Annotated in this window: 20 protein-coding genes; 8 read left to right on the top strand and 12 right to left on the bottom strand. The window is 36.2% G+C overall.

The genetic code is table 11. The annotated features are described in order from the left end of the window. The first annotated feature begins 17 nt into the window (after positions 1-17). Complete coding sequence (ygiD, locus tag GJU43_RS21255; RefSeq protein ID WP_154343757.1) at positions 18-848, top strand: 4,5-DOPA dioxygenase extradiol; 831 nt, start codon at positions 18-20, stop codon at positions 846-848. A 124-nt stretch (positions 849-972) separates the two neighbouring features. Continuing rightward, a complete protein-coding gene (gene kdsB, locus GJU43_RS21250) occupies positions 973-1,707 on the top strand; it encodes a 3-deoxy-manno-octulosonate cytidylyltransferase (protein ID WP_154343755.1) in 735 nt (244 codons plus the stop codon). 224 nt (positions 1,708-1,931) lie between these two features. Here the strand turns inward: kdsB and GJU43_RS21245 are convergent, their stop codons facing one another. The 5 genes from GJU43_RS21245 to GJU43_RS21225 all read right to left on the bottom strand — a co-directional run bounded on the left by GJU43_RS21245 (position 1,932) and on the right by GJU43_RS21225 (position 9,521). Next, entirely contained in the window at positions 1,932-4,346 is a 2,415-nt protein-coding gene (locus GJU43_RS21245; protein WP_154343753.1) for a thiamine pyrophosphate-dependent enzyme, read from the bottom strand. A gap of 187 nt (positions 4,347-4,533) precedes the next feature. Further along, the gene (locus GJU43_RS21240) at positions 4,534-7,314 is read right to left on the bottom strand and encodes an aminopeptidase (protein ID WP_154343751.1); all 2,781 of its coding nucleotides are present in this window, start codon (positions 7,312-7,314) and stop codon (positions 4,534-4,536) included. A gap of 269 nt (positions 7,315-7,583) precedes the next feature. Then, positions 7,584-8,312: a TIGR00730 family Rossman fold protein gene (locus GJU43_RS21235; RefSeq protein WP_127338810.1), complete on the bottom strand. Its 729-nt coding sequence runs from the start codon at positions 8,310-8,312 to the stop codon at positions 7,584-7,586. Between the two features lie 210 nt (positions 8,313-8,522). Further along, positions 8,523-8,882, bottom strand: a complete 360-nt coding sequence (locus tag GJU43_RS21230) for a cupin domain-containing protein (protein ID WP_154343749.1) — start codon at positions 8,880-8,882, stop codon at positions 8,523-8,525. Between the two features lie 297 nt (positions 8,883-9,179). Then, the gene (locus GJU43_RS21225; RefSeq protein ID WP_154343747.1) at positions 9,180-9,521 is read right to left on the bottom strand and encodes a helix-turn-helix transcriptional regulator; all 342 of its coding nucleotides are present in this window, start codon (positions 9,519-9,521) and stop codon (positions 9,180-9,182) included. A gap of 191 nt (positions 9,522-9,712) precedes the next feature. Between GJU43_RS21225 and GJU43_RS21220 the strand changes: the two genes are divergently transcribed. From GJU43_RS21220 to GJU43_RS21210, 3 genes are all read left to right on the top strand, one after another. Then, positions 9,713-9,961: a hypothetical protein gene (locus GJU43_RS21220; protein WP_154343745.1), complete on the top strand. Its 249-nt coding sequence runs from the start codon at positions 9,713-9,715 to the stop codon at positions 9,959-9,961. 71 nt (positions 9,962-10,032) lie between these two features. After that, entirely contained in the window at positions 10,033-10,443 is a 411-nt protein-coding gene (locus GJU43_RS21215) for a hypothetical protein (protein ID WP_154343744.1), read from the top strand. Between the two features lie 278 nt (positions 10,444-10,721). Beyond that, positions 10,722-11,384, top strand: a complete 663-nt coding sequence (locus GJU43_RS21210; RefSeq protein WP_154343742.1) for an ATP-binding cassette domain-containing protein — start codon at positions 10,722-10,724, stop codon at positions 11,382-11,384. Positions 11,385-11,409: 25 nt separating this feature from the next. On the opposite strand, the gene uvrA is transcribed toward GJU43_RS21210, so the two are convergent. From uvrA to GJU43_RS21185, 5 genes are all read right to left on the bottom strand, one after another. Then, positions 11,410-14,241 (bottom strand): excinuclease ABC subunit UvrA, encoded by a 2,832-nt coding sequence (uvrA, locus tag GJU43_RS21205; RefSeq protein ID WP_154343740.1) that lies wholly within the window; start codon positions 14,239-14,241, stop codon positions 11,410-11,412. Between the two features lie 100 nt (positions 14,242-14,341). Beyond that, positions 14,342-15,295 (bottom strand): Fic family protein, encoded by a 954-nt coding sequence (locus tag GJU43_RS21200; RefSeq protein ID WP_154343738.1) that lies wholly within the window; start codon positions 15,293-15,295, stop codon positions 14,342-14,344. Positions 15,296-15,357: 62 nt separating this feature from the next. Further along, positions 15,358-17,142 (bottom strand): chloride channel protein, encoded by a 1,785-nt coding sequence (locus tag GJU43_RS21195; protein ID WP_154343737.1) that lies wholly within the window; start codon positions 17,140-17,142, stop codon positions 15,358-15,360. Positions 17,143-17,216: 74 nt separating this feature from the next. Then, entirely contained in the window at positions 17,217-18,902 is a 1,686-nt protein-coding gene (gene ggt / locus GJU43_RS21190) for a gamma-glutamyltransferase (RefSeq protein WP_154343735.1), read from the bottom strand. Then, complete coding sequence (locus GJU43_RS21185) at positions 18,899-19,483, bottom strand: ACP phosphodiesterase (RefSeq protein WP_154343733.1); 585 nt, start codon at positions 19,481-19,483, stop codon at positions 18,899-18,901. The genes ggt and GJU43_RS21185 overlap by 4 nt, the downstream gene beginning before the upstream one ends. A 241-nt stretch (positions 19,484-19,724) precedes the next feature. Between GJU43_RS21185 and glmM the strand changes: the two genes are divergently transcribed. Continuing rightward, complete coding sequence (gene glmM / locus GJU43_RS21180; RefSeq protein WP_154343731.1) at positions 19,725-21,113, top strand: phosphoglucosamine mutase; 1,389 nt, start codon at positions 19,725-19,727, stop codon at positions 21,111-21,113. A gap of 80 nt (positions 21,114-21,193) precedes the next feature. Here glmM and GJU43_RS21175 read toward each other — a convergent pair whose 3' ends face one another. After that, a complete protein-coding gene (locus GJU43_RS21175; protein WP_195760079.1) occupies positions 21,194-22,678 on the bottom strand; it encodes a glycosyl hydrolase in 1,485 nt (494 codons plus the stop codon). A gap of 196 nt (positions 22,679-22,874) precedes the next feature. Continuing rightward, positions 22,875-23,747 (bottom strand): lysophospholipid acyltransferase family protein, encoded by an 873-nt coding sequence (locus GJU43_RS21170; RefSeq protein ID WP_154343727.1) that lies wholly within the window; start codon positions 23,745-23,747, stop codon positions 22,875-22,877. A 112-nt stretch (positions 23,748-23,859) separates the two neighbouring features. Between GJU43_RS21170 and GJU43_RS21165 the strand changes: the two genes are divergently transcribed. After that, positions 23,860-24,498, top strand: a complete 639-nt coding sequence (locus tag GJU43_RS21165) for a rhomboid family intramembrane serine protease (protein WP_154343725.1) — start codon at positions 23,860-23,862, stop codon at positions 24,496-24,498. 52 nt (positions 24,499-24,550) lie between these two features. After that, positions 24,551-25,243 carry an SIMPL domain-containing protein gene (locus tag GJU43_RS21160; protein ID WP_154343723.1) on the top strand — a complete coding sequence of 231 codons (693 nt, stop codon included), beginning with the start codon at positions 24,551-24,553 and terminating at the stop codon, positions 25,241-25,243. Positions 25,244-25,494 lie beyond the last annotated feature (251 nt).

Here is a 25,494-nt window from a genome sequence, read left to right as displayed (position 1 = left end):
AGAAAAACAACTTTATAATGACAACACTAAACGATTTACATTCGATTTCATCCACGTTTTCGAATACCGATAAAATGCCGGTTTTGTTTTTGGGACATGGCAGCCCGATGAATGCTATTGAAGAAAATCAGTTTGTAGCCGGTTTTCGTAATCTGGCGAAAACATTGCCGCAGCCCAATGCTATTTTGTGTATTTCGGCACACTGGTTTACCAACGGAACCAAAGTGACCGCCATGCAGATGCCAAGAACCATTCATGATTTCGGAGGTTTTCCTCAGGCACTTTTTGATGTGCAATATCCGGCGAAAGGTAGTCCGGAACTGGCACAGGAAACAAAAAAAATACTGGAACCTGTTCCTGTTGAATTAGATGAACACTGGGGTTTAGACCACGGGGCATGGAGTGTCATCAAACATTTATACCCGGAAGCGAATGTTCCGGTCATTCAGCTGAGTATTGATTATACCAAATCCGGACAATATCATTTTGAACTGGCTCAAAAGTTACAATCCTTACGTCACAAAGGCGTTCTGATTATCGGAAGCGGTAATATAGTGCACAATTTACGACTGGTAGATTTCAGGAATTTTGATAAGGACAATTATGGTTTTGACTGGGCCATTGAAGCCCGGGAAACCGTTAATAATTATTTGCTGGATGGCAATTTTCAGCCTTTAATTAATTTCGAAAAAATGAATAAAGCCGTTCAGATAGCGATTCCGACTCCGGATCATTATTTACCTTTGCTGTATACTTTAGGGTTAAAGCAGGAATCAGAAGAATTAAGCTTGTTTAATGATAAATTACTGGCGGGTTCCCTAAGCATGACCTCCGTAAAAATTATGTAAAAAGAACTTCGTGAATCTCCGTGAAATCTTCGTGAGCCTCTGTGGAAGAGTAATTACACCAAGCTACGCAAAGATTTCACAGAGATTCACAGAGAAAAAAATAGAAAATTAAAAGAAATTAAGAATGAAAATAATAGCTGTAATTCCGGCGCGATATGCATCCACACGTTTTCCTGCGAAATTAATGCAGGATTTAGGAGGAAAGACTGTAATTTTAAGAACTTATGAAGCAGCTGTAGCCACAAAATTATTTGACGATGTTTTTGTAGTAACCGACTCTGATTTGATCTTTAATGAAATTGTTGCTAACGGCGGTAAAGCGATCATGAGCATCAAAGAACATGAATCCGGAAGTGACCGTATCGCGGAAGCTGTAGCCAATTTAGACGTTGATATCGTAGTGAATGTGCAGGGTGATGAACCATTCACGGAAGCCGGCCCGTTAGAGCAGGTTTTGGCTGTTTTTAAGAACGATCCGGATCGTAAAGTAGATTTGGCTTCACTGATGCGTGAAATTACAGATGAAGCAGAAATCAATAATCCGAATAATGTGAAAGTGGTGGTCGATCAGTCGAACTTTGCCTTATATTTTTCACGTTCCGTAATTCCGTATCCAAGAGATAAAGAGGTTGGCGTGCGTTACTTTCAGCACATTGGAATTTACGCTTTTAGAAAACAGGCGTTGCTGGATTTTTATAATCTCCCGATGAAATCCCTTGAAGCCTCCGAAAAATTAGAACAGCTTCGTTACCTGGAATTTGGAAAACGCATCAAAATGGTTGAAACCACCCACGTAGGAATTGGAATTGATACCGCCGAGGACTTAGAAAAGGCGAGGGCTATTTTGAGAGATATATAAGCGTGAGACAGTAAGCGGGTTTATACTGAATTTTTCATACTTGATTACTCCTGTCCCACTGAGCGAAATCGAAGTGCCAGGTTCAGTGAAGTCCAAGTGTCAGGCTGAGCGAAGTCGAAGCCCCCCGCAAAGTATTTCAATTTTTTTATGACAAACTTCAGGTCAAAGCATAAAAAAAGCTCCAAAAATAATTGGAGCTTTTTTTATATCGAAATCAAACTAAATTATTGATACAAGTTCGGAAATTTAGTTGGATTAACTTCATTCATCATGTTGTACACTTTCTCGAAAATATCTTCAGCAGAAGGTTTAGAGAAATAATCTCCATCTGTTCCGTAAGCAGGCCTGTGTGCTTTTGCAGCCAGTGTTTGCGGTTTACTGTCCAGATATTTATAAGCGTCCTGTTCTTCCAGGATTTGCTGTAAAATAAAGGCTGAAGCTCCACCGGGAACATCTTCGTCGATTACCAGAAGACGATTTGTTTTAGCAACACTTTTTACGATATCGTGGTTAACATCAAACGGAAGCAAAGACTGGATGTCAATCACTTCGCAATCAATTCCTAAATCAAGTAATTCGGTTGCCGCCTGTTCTACTAGTCTTAAGGTAGATCCGTAAGAAACCAAAGTAATATCAGCACCTTCTTTTAGGGTTTCCACCACTCCGATTGGTGTTTTGAACTCCCCAAAATTAAGTGGTGTTTTTTCTTTTAAACGATATCCGTTCAGACATTCAATTACCAGGGCAGGTTCGTCACATTCCAAAAGCGTGTTGTAGAAACCGGCAGCCTGTGTCATGTTTCTCGGAACCAAAACGTGGATTCCGCGAATAGCATTAATAATCATTCCCATCGGTGAACCGGAATGCCAGATGCCTTCTAAACGGTGTCCGCGGGTTCTGATGATTAATGGTGCTTTTTGTTTTCCAACAGTTCTGTATTGTAAAGTAGCCAAATCATCACTCATGATCTGAATGGCGTACAGCAAATAATCTAAATATTGAATCTCAGCTATCGGACGTAAGCCTCTTAAAGCCATTCCGATTCCCTGTCCAAGAATAGTAGCTTCCCTAATGCCTACATCAGCAACACGGAGTTCACCGTATTTTTCCTGCATACCTTCAAGGCCTTGGTTGACATCGCCAATGTTTCCTACATCTTCGCCAAAAATCAGGGTTTCCGGATATTTTGTAAACAGTGCATCGAAGTTATCACGAAGAATCATTCTTCCGTCTAAATCAGCTTTGGCATTCTCTGCATATTCAGGAAGAACTTTCTCTACTGAAAAAACATTTTGAGCGGAATTAGAATATAAATTACTGCTGAATTTTCCTTGTGTATCTCCTATATAATTGGTAATCCACTCCGACAATAAAGCTTTGCTGTTCGGAACTTCAATAAAACGCAATATTTTTCTGGAGATGACAAGCATTTCCTTTTTCAGAGGCGATTTTATGGCACTTAATTCCGAGATGTATTTCTGGATTTTATCTTTATGATTGATGCTGGCAGCTGAAATCTGCTCCAATAAGGCCAAAAGGTTTTTCTGGTCTTCAATAATTGGATTAATAAACGAATTCCACGCCTCTTTTTTAGCTTCCAGAACTTCTTTTTTGATTTCAAAATCAATTTCGGCCAATTCTTCCGGTGATGCAATATTGATGGCAATCATCCATAAACGCATCTGACGAATACAGTCAAAATCTCTTTCCCATGCCAGTCTTTCTCCGTTTTTGTAACGCTCATGCGATCCTGAAGTCGAATGCCCCTGTGGTTGTGTCAATTCATTCACGTGAATTAAAACCGGTACGTGCTCTTCACGTGCAATTGCAGCAGCTTTTTCGTAAGTTGAAACCAGCTCGGCATAATCCCAGCCTTTCACCCTGAATATTTCATAACCTTTTGAATCTTCATCACGCTGGTATCCTTTTAGGATTTCAGAGATGTTTTCTTTGGTAGTCTGGTGTTTGGCGTGAACCGAAATTCCGTATTCATCATCCCAGACACTCATTACCATCGGAACCTGTAAAACTCCGGCAGCATTTATGGTTTCAAAAAATAAACCTTCAGAAGTACTGGCGTTTCCAATAGTTCCCCAGGCCACTTCGTTTCCGTTTACAGAAAATTTGTCTTTGATTGTAATCCCGTCAACATTTCTGTAAATTTTAGAAGCCTGTGCTAATCCTAACAGTCTTGGCATTTGCCCTGCTGTAGGAGATATATCTGCACTTGAATTTTTTTGTTTGGTTAAGTCTTTCCAGGAACCGTCTTCGTTTAAACTGTGTGTTACAAAGTGACCGCCCATTTGTCTTCCGGCAGACATCGGATCAAAATCTAAATCAGTATGACCGTATAAACCGGCAAAAAACTGCTTTGGAGTAAGTTCTCCAATAGCCATCATAAAAGTCTGATCGCGGTAATAGCCCGAACGGAAATCCCCGTTTTGAAAAGCTTTCGCCATAGCAAGTTGCGGCACTTCTTTCCCGTCACCAAATATTCCAAATTTGGCTTTTCCTGTCAATACTTCTTTACGACCCAACAAACTACATTCGCGGCTGGTTACAGCAATCTTGTAGTCGTTAAGTACCTCAGTTTTGAAATCTTCGAAAGTCAATGTAGTATTGTTTTTTTCTTTAATCATAATCTGGAATGGTCATGTTAAGCGGCAAAATTACTTAAAAAGTATCAATAATCATAATTCATTAAAATAAATATAATTTAATTATTTACAAGTAAATTGCTAAAACTACGTATGTTTTTTATTGAATATTCAGATTATTTGTGATATAAGTGAATATAATTTATGTTTTTGTTTAAAATTTATTCAATTATAACCACTTTCGGGTAAAAAGATTGACTAGTGTTTTAGGAGAAAAAGTGACCACAAATCGTATTTTTTCATTGTATTTGTTTTGGGAGATTTCCCAGCCGTTATTCGAGTATACCGGAAAATAGAGTTCAAAGTAATCCGGAACAAGGTTCAGGCGGATTCCGGCATCATACGCAAAATCAGCGGTTTGCTTTTTGCTTTTCATAAGACCAACGTCTCCATAAGCCTCAATCCAGTTCCAGATCGAATAACTGGCATTTAGCGTTGTCATCCATCTGTTGGCATATCGGGGTTCTATTTTAGATTTAAAACCACCTTCTGCCATGATAAATTGCTGACTGAATATTCCTGTGCTTTCCGATCGCCCCAGAAAATTATAATCAAACAAATAATCAGACGGTCTGTCTAATCCAAAACTAAAATAGTCTGAATTGGTATTGTTGTAGAGGAAACTTCCGGCATACAGTCGTAAATTTAGTTTTCTGTTATTTTCAAACAGCCTCCTGTATTCGACTTCTCCTGCGAGTTTTCCGAAATCACCCGAAAACTGAACATCAGTCATAAGATTAAAATGATCTACCAATTCTGTTTTCGTATTCATGTAACGCGCATTAAAAACAGAATAATTCGGTTTGGAATTGTCTGTGATATATTTGCTGGCTTCCCGGTTTACGATTACCTGGCGCAACAGGAAAAGCTGCTTTCTGTTATCCCTGAAATTTTTTTCCCGAATTCTGAACTGAACCATAGGGTTCAATCTGAAATATGTTGCATCTGGCGCATAATGATAATAATTCTGACTAATAGAGTATCGAACGTTATAAAGCGTGCTGTTGCGGTAAAAATGACTTAAAGAAAAGGCAGAAGACCCGGAAAACGTGCCGGCATTAATAGAATAAGCCGGATTAATGTCGAACGTAAAGGGCTTGTCTAATATTGTTTTATTGTGAAGACGTATTCCGGGAGTCAGCCCGTCATAGTAATTATAAGTAAGTGTGGGAACGTATAAGATCTGATTGTAATACGGATCTTCAAGATCTTTTACGAAATTAAATTTTATCGGACGATTTGTGATGACCAGACTTTTCAATGATTTCCAGTTGTTTCTTAAATTGTATTCCGGAACTTCATTGTCATAATTCAAAACTATTTTATCTGCTTTTTTGCGGTCAAAAACGTAGATTGAATCATTGTTTTGGGGCTCAATCCATTTCTTGAAAACAACTTCATTTTTTCTGATTCCATAAACAGGAATTGGCGCAAAGCCCCCCGTTTTGTTTCGTATCTGAAATTGCACGCTGTCTTTAGTTCTGGAAACATTCGAAAATTTGTAGTCGATAATATCACGGGAACCAATAATAGTTGTGAAAAACCAGCTGATGTCCTTTGAACTGTTTTTAGTGAGTATTTTTTCGAAATCAGATCTATCCGTTTGTTGGGTTTTATTTAAATCATAAAATTCCTGAACGCTTACGGGTACAATATCATGGTTTAAATAATCATCTAAATAACTCAGGCTCAAACCTGCACGGTACTTACTGGCAATCTGTTCGTTAAATTTTATAAGGGTATTTTTGGGATCTCCAAGAGGCTGGTCCAGGTTTTTTCTGGCCATCAGCATATAGTAATAGCTGTATTGTTCGTTAAAAGTCAGATTGGTAATGTTGTAACTTTTAAAGAGTTTCATGTTGGAGAGGCTTCCCAACATCTTTTGGTCCAGATGGTTTTCTTCCATGAATTTCATCATGGTATAAATCTGAATGCCGTCGTAAATCCAGTTGTCTTTTCTGGGATCTAAGCGCAGGCTGTTCTTCAAATAATTGTTCAGATAGGTTTTTAAAAAGGTAATTTCAAATATAAAATCATCTGAAAACGGACTAATAAAAGACGGCAGTTGATTTAATCCGTAAAAAGGGTTCCGATCGTAATCAACCTGTGAAACAGTAATTTTTTCATGCGGATATTTACCAATAAAAGCACTGGCAAAATTAACGACCTTATTGATGATAATGGCCTTCTTTATGTCGCTGAGTTTTTTGTTTTTCAGGTTAGAAAGTACTTCAATAGACCCATTTTGATAGCTTTTGAAACTATTGTGCTTTTCTATAAATAAGTTAAAGTCAGTTCTGTTGTTCCCTGAAAAAGAATAAACAGCCGACTCTGGATTGGTCAGATCCGTAGCGACCGTATTTAGATCTGTCGTAATCGAATAACCATTGGGAACTTTTATCTCGATTTCATAATCAGTGCTGGCATTTGCAATATCATCAAGATTGAAATTGTTGTATTTTATAAAGCTGTGATTTTCGAAACGGGCAGGGCTTAAATACCAGTTTTTCAGGTTCATTCCGCCATTTTGGTCAAAACCATAATTGGTAAATTTATTACTCGGAATCTTAGCGACATAAGTCAGGTGCAGCTCGATTTTTTGATTGGGTGCAAGTTTTTGTTTTAGCTTTATAACAATGTAATCCGGATTCTTATCGGTTCGTTCCCATTCTACGGCACTTTCATCAGAATCTGTCAGATTCAGAATAGTGGTGTTTCCTCTTTCTTCTGTGCTGGCCAAATGAAAGCCTCGGTAAAACTCATCCGAAAAACGTCTGGCTAACGGTGTATTTTTGTTTGAAAAAGCATTGTTCCAGTCATTCAGCACAATCGAATCCAGAGAATCATTAGAGGTGTTGTAATAGGTAAGATCCTGTTTTACATTCAGTGTTTTCAATTCAAAATTTACCGCAGCTTCTATTTTAGAGCGATGCTGCGCATATTGTTTCATTGAACTGAATAAAACGAAAAGGAAGAAGATTATTTTATAAAATGATCTCAATTGATACTTATGTTTTGGAATATATCTTTATTTACGAGCTTTTGATTGTTATGGATTGTTGTAAAAATAGTATAAAAAAAGCTGTTAAAAAAAACAGCTTTAATTTTTTGCAATATGTTGATGTAATTTAACTATTTAAGTAGTTTAAGTTCATGTAAATTTTACTTTTACCAGCTCAGGATTAAATGAATTTAAATTTTTTAAACGGTTTAAAAAAATTAGAAATTCGGACTTAAATCGTATTTTTTATAGAATTTATCCAAAGCTTCAACTACTTCATCTTCAGTGTCTACGATCTTAAATAGGTTCAGGTCTTCCGGACTTACCGTGTGCATTTTTTCTACTAAAACTGTTTTTACCCATTCGATCAGTCCCGACCAAAATTCAACACCAACCAATATAATCGGGAATTTTCCAATCTTTTTCGTCTGGATCAAAGTAATGGCTTCAAACATTTCATCTAAAGTTCCAAAACCTCCGGGCATAACCACAAAACCCTGCGAATATTTAACGAACATTACTTTTCTCACAAAGAAATAATCGAAATTCAGGTTTTTATCGTGATCGATATAAGGGTTAAAGTGTTGTTCAAAAGGCAGCTCGATGTTCAGTCCAACCGAAGTTCCGCCTCCTAAATGTGCTCCTTTATTTCCGGCTTCCATAATTCCCGGCCCTCCTCCTGTAATTACTCCATAACCGGCTTTACTGATTTTATAGGCAATTTTTTCTGCCAGTAAATAATATTTATCGTCTGGTTTTGTTCTGGCTGATCCAAAAATTGATACACACGGACCAATACGTCCCATGCTTTCGTAACCGTTTACAAATTCAGCCATAATTTTAAAAATCGCCCAGCTGTCATTGGTTCTGATTTCATTCCACGTTTTTTGTTTCAAACGGTCCTGAATTACTTTATCCTCATCATTATCAAAATCTTCTAATCTCATTTTAGGTATTTTAATTATTTATATTTTTATTTTTAAGTTGTGTCTCTGTTTTTGAATCAGTTCGTCCTCTTGAGCGAAGTCGAAGGAGCTGTTCCTGCTGTCCGCTGTATCTTTTGCGCCGAACCCCGGCACAAAAGGATGCCGCTGCCATCAGGGCTAGGGCATTCGGCTTCTATTAAAACATTGTTTTATAAAAAGAAGAACTCTTTATTAATACGTCTGTTCTTCAATTGATTTGGTAATGTTGCTTTTAACTTTTCCGGTATGTTCTGTAGTTTTAGATTCAATCAGCATTATAGAACATTCTTCAACCGATGAAACCCTGTGATTGACGCCTTTTTTTACCACGAATAGATCGCCTTTTTTCATGGTGAATGATGGCTTGTTTTCAATCTCCATCAAAAGTTCACCGTCAACGATGTAAAATAATTCATCTTCATTTTCGTGATTATGCCACGGCACTTCCTGCCCCTTTATTTTAGCCACCTTAACATATTGATCGTTTACTTCATCAATTATTTTAGGCGAGAAATAGTGGTCAACGGTATTTAATCTTTCTTTTAGATTCATAGATTTATCTTAGTACTTGTCAAAATCAAAATAACGTTGACAAAATGGGCGTACTAAATTAATCCTTTTTTTGAGAATTGTTACAAAAATGTGGGTTTATTAATTGAATTGTAACATTTTCAAAGGTTTGGTTTTGGTTGGAGTTTCATTATCAATAGATTAGGTTATTGTAAGAAATATGCATTAATATTTGTTGTGAGGTCGCAGAATCTTCTGCCAGCTTACGGCTGTGTTTAATTAATTTTAAAGATAATTATGTATTTGATCTCTAATTTTTTTGGTTTAAAGACATTTTTATTAAATCTTGTTTTTTAAAATAATTAATAATTCTTCAAGTTTTTTATATAATTCATTTATTTCGCTCGGTGGTATTATAATCTTGATTTTTATACCATTTTTAGATTTACCTTTTTCTTTGTCATTAGTGTTGATACTAAATAAAGTATCATCGCTTTCAAAAATATCCTCAACTTTAACATTTAATATTTTGGCCATTTTTTTCCATTCTTCTGTTGAAATTTTTATAAGACCTTTTTCTCTTCTATTGTATTGGGATTGATCCATAAATAGTAGTTCTGCAATCTGTTCCTGAGATAATTTTTTCTCCTTTCTTTCGGCTTTTAATCTATTTTTTATCATTTATCCTAAAATTTTTAATTTAACAAAATTAATAAAAAAGTAGGATTATATTTATGTTTTATGCTTTGATTCACATATTATTTTGTATGTTCACATTTTTAATTAGAATTTAAAAAGTGAAATTTGTCTTACAAAATTTTTCGCGGGAATTTGTATAATATTTTAAATTATTAATTTAAACAATTTTAAAAATGAAAAAAATGATTTATTCAACTGTTGTTATGATGTTATTTGTAACTGTTTCTATGGGAAATATTAAAAAAAATCATATTCGAATTCTAACTTTAAAAGAAAATAAAAATACTGAGATAATCAGATTAAAATATTCTGATAAAATTGAGAATGTAGATTTAAAATTTAGTGAAAAGTGTTATAGAGAAAAAAGTGATTTTGCCGGGTTTGTATGCTGGTTATTTAATATGCATTGCCAACCGATCTAATTTATGTAAAAAGAATTATTTAAGCAGCTATAATTCATTATAGCTGTTTTTTGTTAATAAAAACTCTAGATATGAAAATTGAAATAAAAGAAATATTTTTTTTACTGCTTTTAATTACTTTATGTAATTATAATGTTTTTTCACAAGACAGCAGACTTATAGGAAAATGGGTAAACAATGAAGATTTCTCAAATATAAATTATATAGAATTCAAAAATGATAATATAGCTATATTATTTCAAGGCGAAAAGCAGTCCCCTCCGTTTTTATTTATTACAGATTTTACAAAAGAACCAGTCTGGATAAATATGAAGGTTGAGAAGAATGGGATTGAAGCTAAAATACTAGGATTGTTACATTTTATTAACTCGGATAAAATAAAAATAGAATTTTTTCATGGTGAATTTGAAGAACAGCCCACGGCTTTTTCTTTAAATAAAAACTCTCAAAGCCAATTATATATTTTTAATCGTTTAAAATAGATGGTAAAAATGATATTTAAGTACTATTATGATGTTAATTTTTTTAACCTTATCTATTCTTTTCTACTAAGCCTATTATTTTTTAATTTTTATTTCGTACCAATTATTTTTGCCAGCATTGGAACGATTTTGGGTATTTTAAGTTTTCAGTATTTTTATGGTAATGAATATTATTTTTATCATAATAAAGGATTTACTAAAAAGAGATTAAATTTTATTGTTCTGTTTTTGAATGTTTTTATTTCGATTATTGTCTCTCTAACTTATCAGCTAATAAAATGAATGTTTTAGAAATTAAAAATGTAAATAAATCTTTTAAGGAAAAACAAATTTTTAAAAATTTGTCATTTCAATTTTACACAGGTGAAATAAATGCAATTTTTGGACGAAATGGTAGTGGTAAATCGACTCTTTTAAAACTTATTTATGGAACTTTAAAATCGGATAACATAGAGATTAGAATCAATGAGGAGTTCATAAAAGAGAGTAACGTCATTTTGGATAATAGAATTGGTTATTTACCACAAAAAAATTTCTTACCTAAAAGATTAAAAGTCTCAGAAATAATTTTCATGTATTTTAATGATGAAGATAAACAAGATAAAATATTTTATGCTCCGCGAATTAATAATATACAAAATCGTAAAATTTGGGAATTATCTCTTGGAGAAAGAAGGTATTTGGAAATTATTTTACTAGGTAATTTAAATCATAATTTTTTATTATTAGATGAGCCGTTTTCTATGGTTGAACCTTTATTTGTTGAAATAATTAAAGATTTTTTAAATAATATAAAAGAAACGAAAGGAATAATTTTGACGGATCATTATTATGAAGATGCTATGCAAATTGCAAACAAAATATTTTTAATAAAGGAAGGGCATAAGATAAATATTCATGATAAAAATGATTTAGTTTATCATGGATATTTATCTCAGTAAAAATTTAGATTTTAATAATATCTCTTTATTCCAACTCTTTTTTCAAAAACTTAGCTGTATAACTTTTTTTATTTTTTGCCACTTCTTCAGGAGTTCCTTTGGCAATTAATTGTCCGCCGCCTTTTCCACCTTCAGGGCCAATATCAATAATGTAGTCGGCAAGTTTAATGACATCCATATTATGTTCGATCACCAGAATGGTGTTTCCTTTATCCACCAGTTTATTGATCACATCCATCAGAACCCGAATGTCTTCAAAATGCAAACCGGTAGTAGGTTCATCCAGAATATAAAACGTATTTCCGGTATCTTTTTTAGACAATTCTCCTGCCAGTTTGATACGCTGCGCTTCACCACCCGAAAGCGTTGTGCTTTGCTGGCCAAGCGTAATATAGCCTAAACCAACGTCCTGAATCGTTTTTACTTTTCGGTAGATTTTTGGAATGTTCTCAAAAAACGGAACCGCTTCATCCACCGTCATATTCAATACATCCGAAATAGATTTTCCTTTGTAACGGATTTCTAAAGTTTCCCTGTTGAAACGTTTTCCCTGACACGTTTCACATTCCACGTAAACATCTGGTAAAAAGTTCATTTCGATCGTTCTGACCCCCGAACCTTCACAGGTTTCGCAGCGTCCGCCTTTCACATTAAAGCTAAAACGCCCGGCTTTGTAACCGCGAATCATACTTTCGGAAGTCATCGTAAACAAATTTCTGATTTCGGTAAAAACTTCGGTATAAGTCGCCGGATTTGAACGTGGTGTTCTTCCAATCGGACTTTGGTCAATATCAATTACCTTGTCAATATGTTCTAATCCTTCTATTTTTTTATAAGGTTGTGGTTTTTTGACACCGTTAAAATAATAAGCGTTCAGAATAGGGTAGAGGGTTTCGTTGATCAAAGTCGATTTACCGCTTCCCGAAACTCCCGTAACGCATATTAATTGGCCTAGAGGCAATTCGATAGAAACATTTTTAAGGTTGTTTCCCGTTGCTCCGGTTAGTTTTAGAAATTTACCATTTCCTTTACGACGTTCTTTTGGAATCTCCAGTTTCATTTTACCATTCAGATATTGAGCGGTAATGGTATTCGATTTTAAAGTTTCTGCAGGTGTTCCGATACTGATGATTTCTCCCCCATATTTACCGGCTTTTGGTCCAATATCAATGACATAATCCGCACGTTCGATCATGTCTTTGTCGTGCTCGACTACAATAACCGAGTTGCCGATATCACGCAATTGCTCTAACGAATGAATCAGTTTTTCGTTGTCTCTCTGGTGTAAACCAATACTCGGTTCATCGAGGATATATAAAACACCAACCAATTGCGAGCCAATTTGCGTGGCCAGGCGAATTCGCTGTGCTTCACCGCCCGAAAGCGATTTTGAACTTCGGCTCAACGCCAGATAATTTAGACCAACATTCATCAGGAAGTTCAGGCGATCTTTGATTTCCTTCACCACTTCAGAAGCAATCAGAAGCTGTTTATCTGATAAATGATTATTTAAATCCTGAAACCAGGAAGTTAAATCAGAAATATCCATATCACACAATTCGGTGATGTTTTTTCCGTTAACTCTGAAAAACTGAGCTTCTTTTTTCAGACGCGAGCCTTCACAAACCGGACAGTTTACTTCGTCCATGAAATCTTTTGCCCAGCGTTTTATGGTGGTCGAAGCGCTTTCGTCGTATTGGTTTTTAATGAAATTCGAAATCCCTTCAAAATCAATTTTATAATCGCGCGTAACACCCAAGTCCTTTGAATTGATTGTAAATTTATCTTTTCCGCCATGAAGAATCATTTGCATGGCTTCTTCCGGAATCTTCTCGATAGCATCTGTTATTTTGAAACCGAATTTCTCTCCAATAACCTCTAATTGCTTGAAAATCCAGGATGATTTATATTCTCCAAGCGGAGCAAAACCACCACTTTTAATGGATAATTTAGGATTTGGAATAATCTTTTTGACATTGATTTCATGAACTGTTCCCAATCCATTACAATGCGGACAAGCTCCTTTTGGAGAGTTGAACGAAAATAAATTCGGTTCCGGGTTCTGATATGAAATTCCTGTTGAAGGGCACATTAAATTTCTACTGAAATAACGTACTTCATTGGAATCCTGATCTAAAATCATTAATACATCTTCACCATGATGCATAGCGGTATTGATACTTTCAGCCAATCTTTTTTGATTGTCCGGAGTATCTTCGATGAGCATTCGGTCGACTACAATTTCGATGTCATGGGTTTTATAACGGTCTAATTTCATTCCTGAAACCAAATCCTGTACTTCGCCATTTACACGGACTTTTAAAAATCCCTGTTTGGTAATTTGCTGGAATAATTCGGCATAATGCCCTTTTCTGGCTTTAATCACCGGAGCAAGAATATTAATTCGCTTCCCGTTAAAATCCTGGATAATCAAATCTTTAATCTGGTCGTCAGAATACGAAACCATTTTCTCACCGGTATTGTAACTGAAAGCATCGGCACCACGGGCATATAAAAGTCGCAGGAAATCGTATATTTCAGTAATAGTACCAACGGTTGAACGCGGGCTTTTACTGGTTGTTTTTTGTTCGATTGCAATTACGGGAGAAAGTCCGTCGATTTTGTCAACATCAGGACGTTCTAAGCCACCAAGAAACTGTCTGGCATAAGCTGAAAAGGTTTCTACGTAACGACGCTGCCCTTCAGCGTAAATGGTGTCAAATGCCAATGAGGATTTTCCCGAACCCGATAAACCGGTAATGACCACCAGTTTTTCACGCGGAATAGAAATGTCTATATTTTTTAGATTATGAACTCTTGCACCAAGAACTTCAATAGTATTGTCTTTTTCTAACATAATTTTGAGCAAAACGCAAAGTTACCACTTTGATTTGTTCTTTTAGTACTAGAGTACAAAACTTTATGTTACAATTAGTAACAAAAAACGCTAACCTGAGCTAGCGTTTTCTTTTTCGGGTAAGCATATATTCTTCGATGGCTTCTTTGGTCGTATACCAGTTTCTGCCTTCTTTGTAAGCGTCTATTTTTCCTGTTCGGGCGAGTAAACTAATATACTCCTGACCATAATGAGCTTGCGGCTCACTGACAATATCAGCTATTTTCTGAAAGTTGGTATCACTATCCGGCATCGCATTGAGGTAAATATTAAGTGTACGCTCTAAGGCCTGGCACATCAAAAGGATTAATTTCTGATAATTACCGTTATTAGCCTGGTTAAGTGCTTCATAATACTTTTTTCTGTCATTTTTAAGAATAATGGCAGGCGGAAACCCACAGCGCATCAATAATAAATTCATGCTTAAACGCACCGTACGGCCATTTCCATCAAAAAAAGGATGTATCCAGACTAGTTTGTGATGATAAATGGTAGCCAGTTCGATATCATTAAGCCCCAATGGATTTGTATTTATAAAATCTATTAATTCGTCAAGATAGTCTGAAACTTTATTCGCATTTGGAGGCATAAAATTGGCTCCCGAAATACGAACACCGCCATTTCGTAAACGCCCTGCAAAATCATCTTCGATAGAGCGCAATACTAAACCATGAATGGAAAGTATATCTATACTTCTGAGTTTGTAATCGTCATTGACAATGGTATACAAATAATCAATAGCCTTATCGTGATTATGGGTTTCAAAATGTTCCCGCAATGATTTTCCTTTTATGGTGATGCCTTCCTGAATTACCATTTGTGTTTCACGCAGGCTCATGGTGTTTCCCTCGATACTATTCGAATTGTAGGTCCATTCTAGCGAAAGGCTTTCACGGATTTTATGCAAAGCGATATTGGGCAATGGTCTGCTGGTTTGCAAATCATGCCTTTTTTGGTACAATCGTTCAAAAGTTGATTGAAATTCTTCTCTGTATGTTAGGTCTATATTCCACATAATCCTACAAAAGTACTTCTTAATATCGGATAATCCAAATTTTAGCCTATCCGATACTAAGCTTATTCAATGGTCATGGATCGCAATTTGGTTCTGTAGGCTTCGAGTGCTATCGATTTGGAAATGAAGCCGTAGTATTTTTCATTTCGTAAGACGGGAATGAATGCAGTTTTTGTATTTTCGAATTTACTCATCACAATTTCCATGCTGTCGTAGGAAGAAATGGTAGCAGGCGGAGTTTTCATGACGTCCTTGATCACAGTGTATTTCACACGATATGAATTGAAAATAATTTCACGGATGTCATTAAAATGCACTACGCCAACCAGGTCCCTGTCGTTATTAACAACTGCAAAAACGACCTGATTGGAGTGGGAGATAAGATCAACCAGTTTGCTTAAATTTTCATCAGGATGAACGGTTAGATAGTCTGTCTGGATAATGGAGTCAATGTCCAGAGTCGAAAGAATATTGGAATCTTTATTACTCGTAAAGGCATGCCCTTTCTTAGCCAGTCCTTTTACATCAAGGGAATGTTTTTCGAATTTTTTAGAAATAGCAAAACTTATAGACGATATAATCATCAGCGGAATCATTAAGCCGTAACCTCCTGTTATTTCTGCGATCAGGAAGATGGCTGTTAACGGTGCATGAAACAAACCACTAAGAATTCCGGCCATTCCAACCATTGTGAAATTGCTGACAGGCAGATTGGTGAGGCCTGTCATATTAATCAATTTGGAGAAAAAATAACCCAAATAAGAACCAATAAACAAGGCAGGAGCAAAATTTCCTCCGTTTCCGCCGCTTCCTATAGTCAAACCTGTAGCCAGTACTTTTATCATTAAGGTACATCCGACAAAAACCAGTAAAACCCAATTATTGTTTCGGTAATCACTAAATAAAGTATTGTCCAATAATTTTCCGGGATCATTCTCCGATAAGGTTTTGATACTTTCGTAACCTTCCCCAAAAAGAGTAGGGAAGATAAAAATCAAAATAGCGAGTATAGAAGATCCTATCAACGCTTTTTTATAAGGTCCCATTTCAAGTTTGGAAAAATAATGTTCGACTTTCTGGAAATTTCTGGAATAATAAATCGCTACAAGTCCGGTTAGTACGCCTAAAATTACATAAAACGGAGTATTATGATAATTGAAAGTCTGTTGCTGTCTGAAAGACAATAAGATGCTTTCATCTAATAAAATGGCAGATACAATAGCACCAGTTGCGGCGGAAATCATAATGGGGGTGAAAGCTGAAATACTCACATCAACCAGTAAAACTTCAATCGCAAAAAGAACACCGGCGATGGGTGCATTAAATGCCGCAGAAATTCCGGCAGCGACACCACAGCCAATCAGTAAGGTTCTGTCTTTGTAAGGTAATTTATAATTCTGGGCAAAATTAGAACCAAATGCAGCTCCTGTAATTACAATCGGACTTTCTAAACCGGCAGAACCGCCCAGACCAACGGTTAACGAGCTGGTCACAATTTGTGCGTACATCTGTTTCTTAGGAATGATACTTGCTTTTTTGGCAACCGCATATAGTATTTGGGAAGTTCCTTTCTGAATGGTTCCGCTAAGCACTTTTTTTACCACCAAAACAGTAAGTAAAATACCAATAATAGGAAGTAAACTGTTGATGAAACTTAATTTTAAAATTCCATTGATATAAGTGGCAAATGAAAAAACGCTATGTGCAAAAGTCTTTAGAATAATAACGGCAAGCGAACACGAAATGCCGATTAAAACACTTGATAAAAAAATAAATTGCTTTGGGGTCATTAAGGATTGCGCCAAAGCAATAATGCTTTCGAGTCTTCTGAAATATTTTTTTAGCATTCTGTTTTAAAAATTACGGATACTACAAATTTAAATTATAATCTTTAAAAAACTAGTAAAAAAACGGAACTAAATTAAAAGCCTACTGCTTTATCATCACCGCGGAAGTCTGCGCCGCCTTCCAGATTTTTATTGGGAAGAACCAAAATGGCATCCACTTTACCAATAATCGGACTTGGTTTTTCATTAATCAGATAGTTTTTTGATTTTAGTTTTTCGATAGTTGCAGGATCAAAAGTGTCCTGCTCAAAATTAATAAGGTCAGGCAGCCACTGATGATGAAAGCGTGGGGCATTTACTGCTTCCTGCATGCTTAAATTGTATTCGTAAACATTTAGAATAGTTTGTAATACAGAAGTAATAATAGTTGAACCACCAGGAGTGCCGACTACCATAAACAGCTTGCCGTTTTTTTCTACAATGGTTGGCGTCATCGAACTTAACATACGTTTTTGAGGTGCAATACTATTGGCCTCATTTCCTACTAAACCAAACATATTCGGAGATCCGGGCTTGGCACTAAAATCGTCCATTTCGTTATTGAAAAAGAAACCTAATTCGTCACAATAATATTTAGATCCATACCCGTCATTTAGGGTTGTCGTTGCCGCAACAGCATTCCCAAACTGATCCACGATAGAATAATGGGTAGTTTCCGTACTTTCATTATACGTCACTTTTCCTTCTTTTATTTCTGAGGATAAGCTCGCCTTTTCGGGATTAAAAGTAGCCATTCTGTCTTTTAAGTACGAATCAGCCAGTAAAGCTTTGATCGGAATTTTTACAAAATCAGGATCGCCTAAATATTGACTTCTGTCTGCGTAAGCACGTCTTTCGGCTTCAACAATGATCTGAATGGATTCGGGGGTGTTGTGTCCTAATTTAGATAAGTCGTACGGTTCAACCATTTTTAAAATTTGTGCCAGACAGATTCCGCCACTGCTTGGAGGAGACATGGAGGTTAATTTTAAATCTTTGTAGGTAAACTGAAGTGGTGTTCGCCATTTGGCTTCATATTTCGCTAAATCTTCAAGTGTGATAATGCCTCCTTTTTTCTTAAGATAATCGACCAGGATTTTGGCTGTTTTTCCTTTGTAGAATTCATTTCTGCCGTTTTTCTGAATTCTCTTTAAAGTTTCAGCTAAGGCAGTATATTTAATGGTATCGTTTTCTTTAAAGTCAGCAGCCAAAAGAGTTTTTTCTCCATTTATTCTAATAATACTTTCACGATAATCTTTCAGGCTTTTTTCCTGTTTTCTGGTTACAATTACGCCTCTTTTTGCTAATGCAATTACCGGTTTTAAAATCTCGGACATAGGCAAAGAGCCCAGTTTTTTATGAACGGCAAAAACACCGGCAATAGTGCCCGGAACTCCAATTGCTAAAGCTGTTTCGGTACTTTTTCCTTTAATAACATTTCCGTCTTTATCTAAAAACATGTCTTTGGTCGCGGCCAACGGGGCTTTTTCACGATAATCTAAAGATCCTACTTCGCCATTTGCTTTTCGGTACACCATAAATCCGCCGCCGCCAATGTTTCCGGCAAACGGAAAAGCCACTGCCAGGGCCAGTTCTGTACCCACCATCGCATCGTAAGCGTTACCGCCTTTTTTCATGATTTCAACCCCTATTTTTGAGGCTTCTTCGCGGGCGGAAACGACCATAGCTTTTGTAACTACTAATCCTGTTGGTACTGCCGGAGTTTGCTGCGCTGTGCAACTAATGTAAATGAAGGTAAATAAAAGCGTTATTTTTCTCATAGTAAGAGTAATTTTTGTTTTGCATGCTCTTTTATATCTTCAAAAAAGAGCGTGAATTCCTGTTCGAATTCGGTGTAAAATTCTTTTAATTCGGTACTGGCAAACTGCATTTTGGATTCGTTTTTGGATCTTCGGTCCATTTGGGTTAAGATCTGATGAATCCCTTCAACGGTCTGATAGCTCAAAAGCCAGTTTCGCTCAATCATATATGGCATCAGGTTCTGTGTTTTTTCCGTCAGGATATCGTAATTTTCATGTAGAGATCTATAAAACCGGTTAATAAAAGTTTCCAGTTTTTCGTCAGAATATTTAGTCCAGTTTTTAGCTAAAAAATGATCGTAAACAATGTCTACAATCACTCCGGAATAATGGTGGTATTTTTCATGTAACCGCTTGGTACTTTGTCTGAAAATATCATGCGAATCGGTGTAAGTATCTATAGAACGGTGCAGAATGATTCCTTTTTGGACATCCTTCGGAAAATGTTCAAATTGTTTTCCGCGGATTCCATCGGCCATAAAATTGCCAATTTTGATCAGATCATTGTCTCCTGACAAATAAATGTGTGCTAGAAAATTCATTTTTTGAGGTGCTAAGTTTCTTAGGTACTAAGGCTCTTAGGTGGTAAGATGCTAAGTTTATTTTAGTAAATGTATGAAAACTTTTTTATATCGTTTAAAGAATGATTCACTGCTCCATTAAAATCTCAGCACCCAAGTAACTTAGCTCCTCAGCAACTTTTTCAGAAAATCTTAGCCCCTTAGCCACTAAGAACCTTACTAACTTTTCTATATTTGTAATTGGTAACTATAACTCAAAAAAATGACTTTAATAAAATCTATCTCAGGTATACGTGGAACTATTGGTGGAAAAGTAGGAGATAACCTGACTCCTGTTGATGCCGTAAAATTTGCATCGGCTTACGGAACTTTCCTTAAAAATAATACTTCTAAAGAAAAATTAACGGTTGTAATTGGTCGCGATGCCCGAATTTCAGGCCCGATGATTCATAACCTTGTGGTAAATACTTTAATTGGTTTAGGAATTAATGTAATTGATCTTGGGCTTTCCACTACGCCAACCGTAGAAATTGCAGTGCCATTGGAAAAAGCAGATGGCGGAATTATACTGACGGCTTCTCACAATCCAAAACAATGGAATGCCCTGAAATTGCTAAATGAAAAAGGCGAATTCCTAAGCGGGGCAGAAGGGGCTAAAATTCTTGAAATTGCAGAAGCCGAAGCTTTCGACTTTTCAGATGTAGACAACTTGGGAGAAATCACGATAAACGATGCGTATATGGATATCCATATCGACGAAGTTTTAAACTTGGCTTTAGTAGATGTTGAAGCTGTAAAAGCAGCGAAATTCAAAGTTGTTGTGGATGGAGTAAATTCATCAGGAGGAATTATCATTCCGAGGTTATTGGAGTTAATGGGCGTTGAAGTAGTAAAATTGTACTGCGAACCAAACGGACATTTTCCTCATAATCCGGAACCTTTAAAAGAGCACCTGACAGATATTTCTGAATTGGTAGTAAAAGAAAAAGCACATCTTGGAGTAGTAGTAGATCCGGATGTTGATCGTCTGGCTTTTATCAGCGAAGACGGGGAGATGTTTGGCGAAGAATATACTTTGGTAGCTTGTGCCGATTATGTACTGAGTAAAACACCTGGAAATACCGTTTCTAATATGTCTTCTTCACGTGCTTTGCGTGATGTTACGGTTGGCCACAAAGGCAGCTATGAAGCCAGTGCCGTAGGTGAGGTGAATGTAGTGGAACTGATGAAAAAAAATAATGCCATTATCGGTGGTGAAGGTAACGGCGGAATTATCTACCCGGAATCACATTACGGGCGTGATAGTTTGGTTGGAGTAGCGTTGTTTTTAACGCATCTGGCCAATAAAAAAATGTCAGTTTCAGCATTGCGTGCTTCGTATCCGGAATATTACATGAGCAAAAATAAAATTGAACTGACACCACAAATTGATGTGGATGCTATTTTGGTTGCCATGACAGAAAAATATAAAAACGAAGATATCACGACAATTGATGGTGTGAAAATTGATTTTGCTACAGAATGGGTTCATTTAAGAAAATCAAACACAGAACCAATCATCAGAATTTATACAGAAGCGCCTTCTCAGGAAAAAGCAGATGTTCTGGCACTTCGTATTATTGATGAAATCAAAGCGATTGCCGGAATCTGATTTTCTGCTGTTTTTCATAAAATAAAAAACACCTCTTTCAAATCGACGAAAGAGGTGTTTTTTTATTCTAAAACCAAAATTTATTTTTTGATAATTTTTAATGATTTTTTGACTGTGCCATAAGTTGCGGTTACGATATAAACCCCGCTCTGGAGTTTGTCTCCAATTTTAATATCTTCATTGGTAAAATAGTTGTCTGAAGAATAACAGATACTTCCTTTTATATCGATAATTTTCAAATGTAACGGTTCAGTGGTTTCCGATTTAATGTGAAGTGTAGACTGCTCTTTAACCGGATTAGGATAAACCGTAAAAGAATCTTTTTCAATCGCAGGATCATTGACGCCGAGGTTCGCCGTTGCAACATCAATAAAATTAAAATTCATATCATTTGATTTGAACTTGATTTTAAGGTAAACTTCTCCCTTTGGTAATGCAATTCCGTTTACAATTTTGTTGGCATACGTCTGCATACCTCCGGTTGCCGGAAAGGTTTCGTCTGTTTTAACAACCGTATTGTTGACCAAAATGTCAAATTTTCCGGGAATTGTAGCGGATGCAACTCTAAAAGTAAAATTATAAGTCCCGGCATCAGCAACACTCAGCATAAATTCATTCCAGTCTCCGTTGCTGACCGAACTAACATTTTGACCTGTCCCGGAATCTGTTGTGTTTGATAAAGTGGTGCCTTTTCTGCGATAATGTTTGTTGGCCGTGATTCCGCCCGGAACAGTCATTTTTTTAGACGTATAAGTCGCATTGACGTATTCCGTTCCAATAGGTCTTAAAACACCACTTTGTGGAGCCAATAAAGGCCCTTCAGCCATATCCAGCCATTTAGGATCAACACGGCCCGAAAACCAGGAATAGCGGTAAATATCCGGATCATTTTCAAAACTGGTTACAATTTCTTTCATGAAAGCCGTTTTCTCTGCGGCTGTCTGAATGACCCTGTTTGCGAATTCAGTGACCCAAACCGGGCGATTATATTTTTTCAGAAGTCCCGTAACGCCAATAACAGATCCTGCTGTGGCATCATACGTATGAAAAGCAATATAATCGACTTTGCAATCAGGACATAAAAGAAAAAACTGATCATGCCATGCGATTGGACTGGTATATCCGCCATAATTATTCGAGCCGTTAAACGCTGGTGCCGCGCTTACGATTTCTAGATTTTTTGCGGCTGCAATTTTTTCGATATTGGCCCATGCATTTACGGCTTCCTGAGGCGTTAGTCTTGCACCATCATTAAAATTCGGCTCATTGAATGCTAATAAATATTTAGCGCCGGGTTTTATTTTGGCAATGAAGCTTTGTACGTCGGCATCGGAGATTTTGCCCCAGGCCATGGGTACAAATTCAACGCCAATGGATTGGTAATTAGGTTCAATAGCCTGGTCTGGCGAGGGGCTCCAGTTGTACCACCAGGAAACACCCGGTTTCAGTGCCAGTAAATCTTCCTGGGAATGGTAACCGTAAGCAATGCCGCGTTTCGGACTTTGGGCCAATAGGGCCATTGAAAAACAGAACAGCAATGCTGTAAAAGATAGGTTTTTTGTCATAGGTAGATAATTAGATTTGGGAAAATTTTTATCGACATCAAATATATTATTGTTTGTTGAAATTGTCATTAATATCTTATCAAAAAAAACAGTACAAAAACCCATCAAATCTTTTTTATGGGTTCTGAAAGGCCTTAAAACGAAAAGATCCAAAAAGCAATTATCGCTTTTTGGATCTTTTTATTTCTTAACAGAATTATTCCACTCTGTGTTTCCATCGCTTGTGTGTCCACAAATAATATTCCGGAGCTTCAAGAATTTGTTTTTCTACCTCTCTTAAATATTTCTCGGTAATATCAAAATTGGGATAATCGTTTGGATTTTCTGCAATAGGGAGAAATGTAGCTTGATAATAACCTCTCGCTATTTTTTTTACCTTTACCATTATGACACTTAAATCATATTTTTTGGCCAGCATTTCAGCACCGGTGTGTACCGGAACTTCAACACCCATAAATTTCATCGAATGAAAAATCCTGTCCAGTTTTGGAGATTGATCACTAGCTAACCCGTACATGCTTAAAATCCCTGCCCGTTGATTTTGAGCCATTAATGGAATTGCCTTTCTGGTTTCAATTAATTCGGTATCATATCGGGAACGAATTCTTCGAACCAATCTGTCAAAATAAGGATTTGCCAGTGTTTTATAAACGGCTATTCCTTTAAAATCGATTTTGGTGTTCATCGTTAAAAGCCATTCATAACTGGCATAATGTGAAGCTACCAGAATAACGCTCTTCCCTTTTTTCGCATAGTCCTTTACAAGATCAAGATTGGTAATTTGAAACCTTTTATCCATTTCTTCCGGTGAAATACCCATCGTTTTGATTGTTTCCAGGAACATATCACACATGTGCTGATAAAATTTCTTTTCGATCACTTTTCGTTCAGCTAAATTTAAATGTGGCAAAGCCAAAGCCAGATTTTCACGCACCACTTTTCTGCGGTATCCTAAAACATAGTACACCAGAAAAAATACAAAATCAGAGAACCAATAAAATATTCGAAAAGGAAGTATAGAGATAAGCCAGAGAATAGGGTAGGCCAAAATATAAACGAGAAATTGCATGTAAATTTTTTTTACAAATATAAAGTAAAAATGAATAACGACCGATATTTTGGTTTGTTACTGACTTATCTGGGAGAATGAGTATCTTTACAATTCACATTAAATATTTTTTATGAATACCATTTTGATTGGGATAATAGTGGCCAATGCACTTATAAGTTACAAAGGTTTTAATGATATTGCCTTTTTTAGAAAATACGAATTTCATGTCGGAAGTATTCGTTCCGGCGAGCAGATCAGAATGTTATCATCAGGTTTTTTACATGCAGATATGATGCATTTGATTTTTAATATGCTGACACTTTGGTTTTTTGCTCCCGTGGTTTTAAGCTGGCTGGGAGATTTTTCTTTTGTTCTGGTTTATTTTGGAAGTTTGATTTTTGGAAGTTTACTTACTATGCTGTTTCATAAAAATGATTACAGCTACAGGGCCGTTGGTGCTTCCGGAGCCGTAACCGGTGTTTTGTACTCTGCCATATTATTGCAGCCGGATATGATGCTGGGTATCTTTTTTGTAATTCCAATACCGGCCTATCTTTTCGGAATTTTATATTTATTGTATTCGATTTACGGAATGAAAGCCAAAAATGATAATATCGGTCACACAGCGCATTTTGGCGGGGCTGTAGGCGGTTATCTGATTACGCTGATAAAAGTACCTTCGTTATTTGCCGATCATACCTTAATGGTAATTCTGCTGGCAATTCCGATTTTGATACTTTTCGGGATGGCGAAATTGGGCAAATTGTAATGCTGGCACAACTTTTGAAATGCAACTATCAAACAATTTAAATATAACAAAAATGAAAAAACTAGTATTATTTTTAACAATCATGTTTATGACTATGTCTTACGGCCAGGAAATCAAACAAATCCCTCAAATCAATGTTAATGGAGAAGGTAAAGTAAAAATAGCACCTGATCAGGTTTGTATTTCAGCTACGGTTGAAACAAAAGGGAATAATGCTAAAGACGTCAAAAAGCAAAATGACGAAAAAATGGATGCCGTTTTGAAATTCATCAAAAAAATGAATATTCCAACAGCAGATTTCAAAACAAAACAAGTAGCTCTGAATCCGATATACGATTACGAGAAAAAGAAAACAACTTACAATGCTGCTCAAACGGTAGAAATTGTATTGAAAGATTTAGCGAAATACGATGAGTTAATGGAAGGTTTGGTTCAACAGGGAATTAACCGTTTAGACAACGTTTCTTTTGAATCCTCTAAATTAGCACAATACCAGTCAGAAGCCAGAAAATTGGCCATTAAAGATGCAAAAGCAAAAGCAGAAGACTATGTTTCTGTTTTAGGACAAAAAGTAGGTAAAGCTTATACGATTTCTGATAATTCTCAGGTATACCACCCACAGCCAATGTATGCGGCCATGAGAATGAAAGAATCTGCAGATACAGCCGGAGCGGCAAACGAAACTTTGGCAATTGGCGAAATCGAGATTTTAGCAAATGTTACGGTTAGTTTTATTCTGGACTAAAGTTTTAAAATAACAATTTTATAAATCCCAAATTCCAAATCAGGAGTTTGGGATTTTTGTTTTTAACCGCAAGGGGCGCAAGGGTTTTCGCAAGGTTCGCAAAGTTTAATTCTAGCTTTGCGAGCCTTGCGCTTTTTTCCTTGCGTGCTTTGTGGTTATTTTTTTAAACTGTAATTTTTTATAAGAAAAATATTATATTTGTATTCAGAATGAAAAACAATTAATGAAGTCTCTCGGAGAGATATTGTACT

It is taken from the genome of Flavobacterium sp. LC2016-23 (assembly GCF_009674775.1).
Lineage (GTDB): Bacteria > Bacteroidota > Bacteroidia > Flavobacteriales > Flavobacteriaceae > Flavobacterium.
This window is presented reverse-complemented; position numbering and strand designations above follow the sequence as displayed.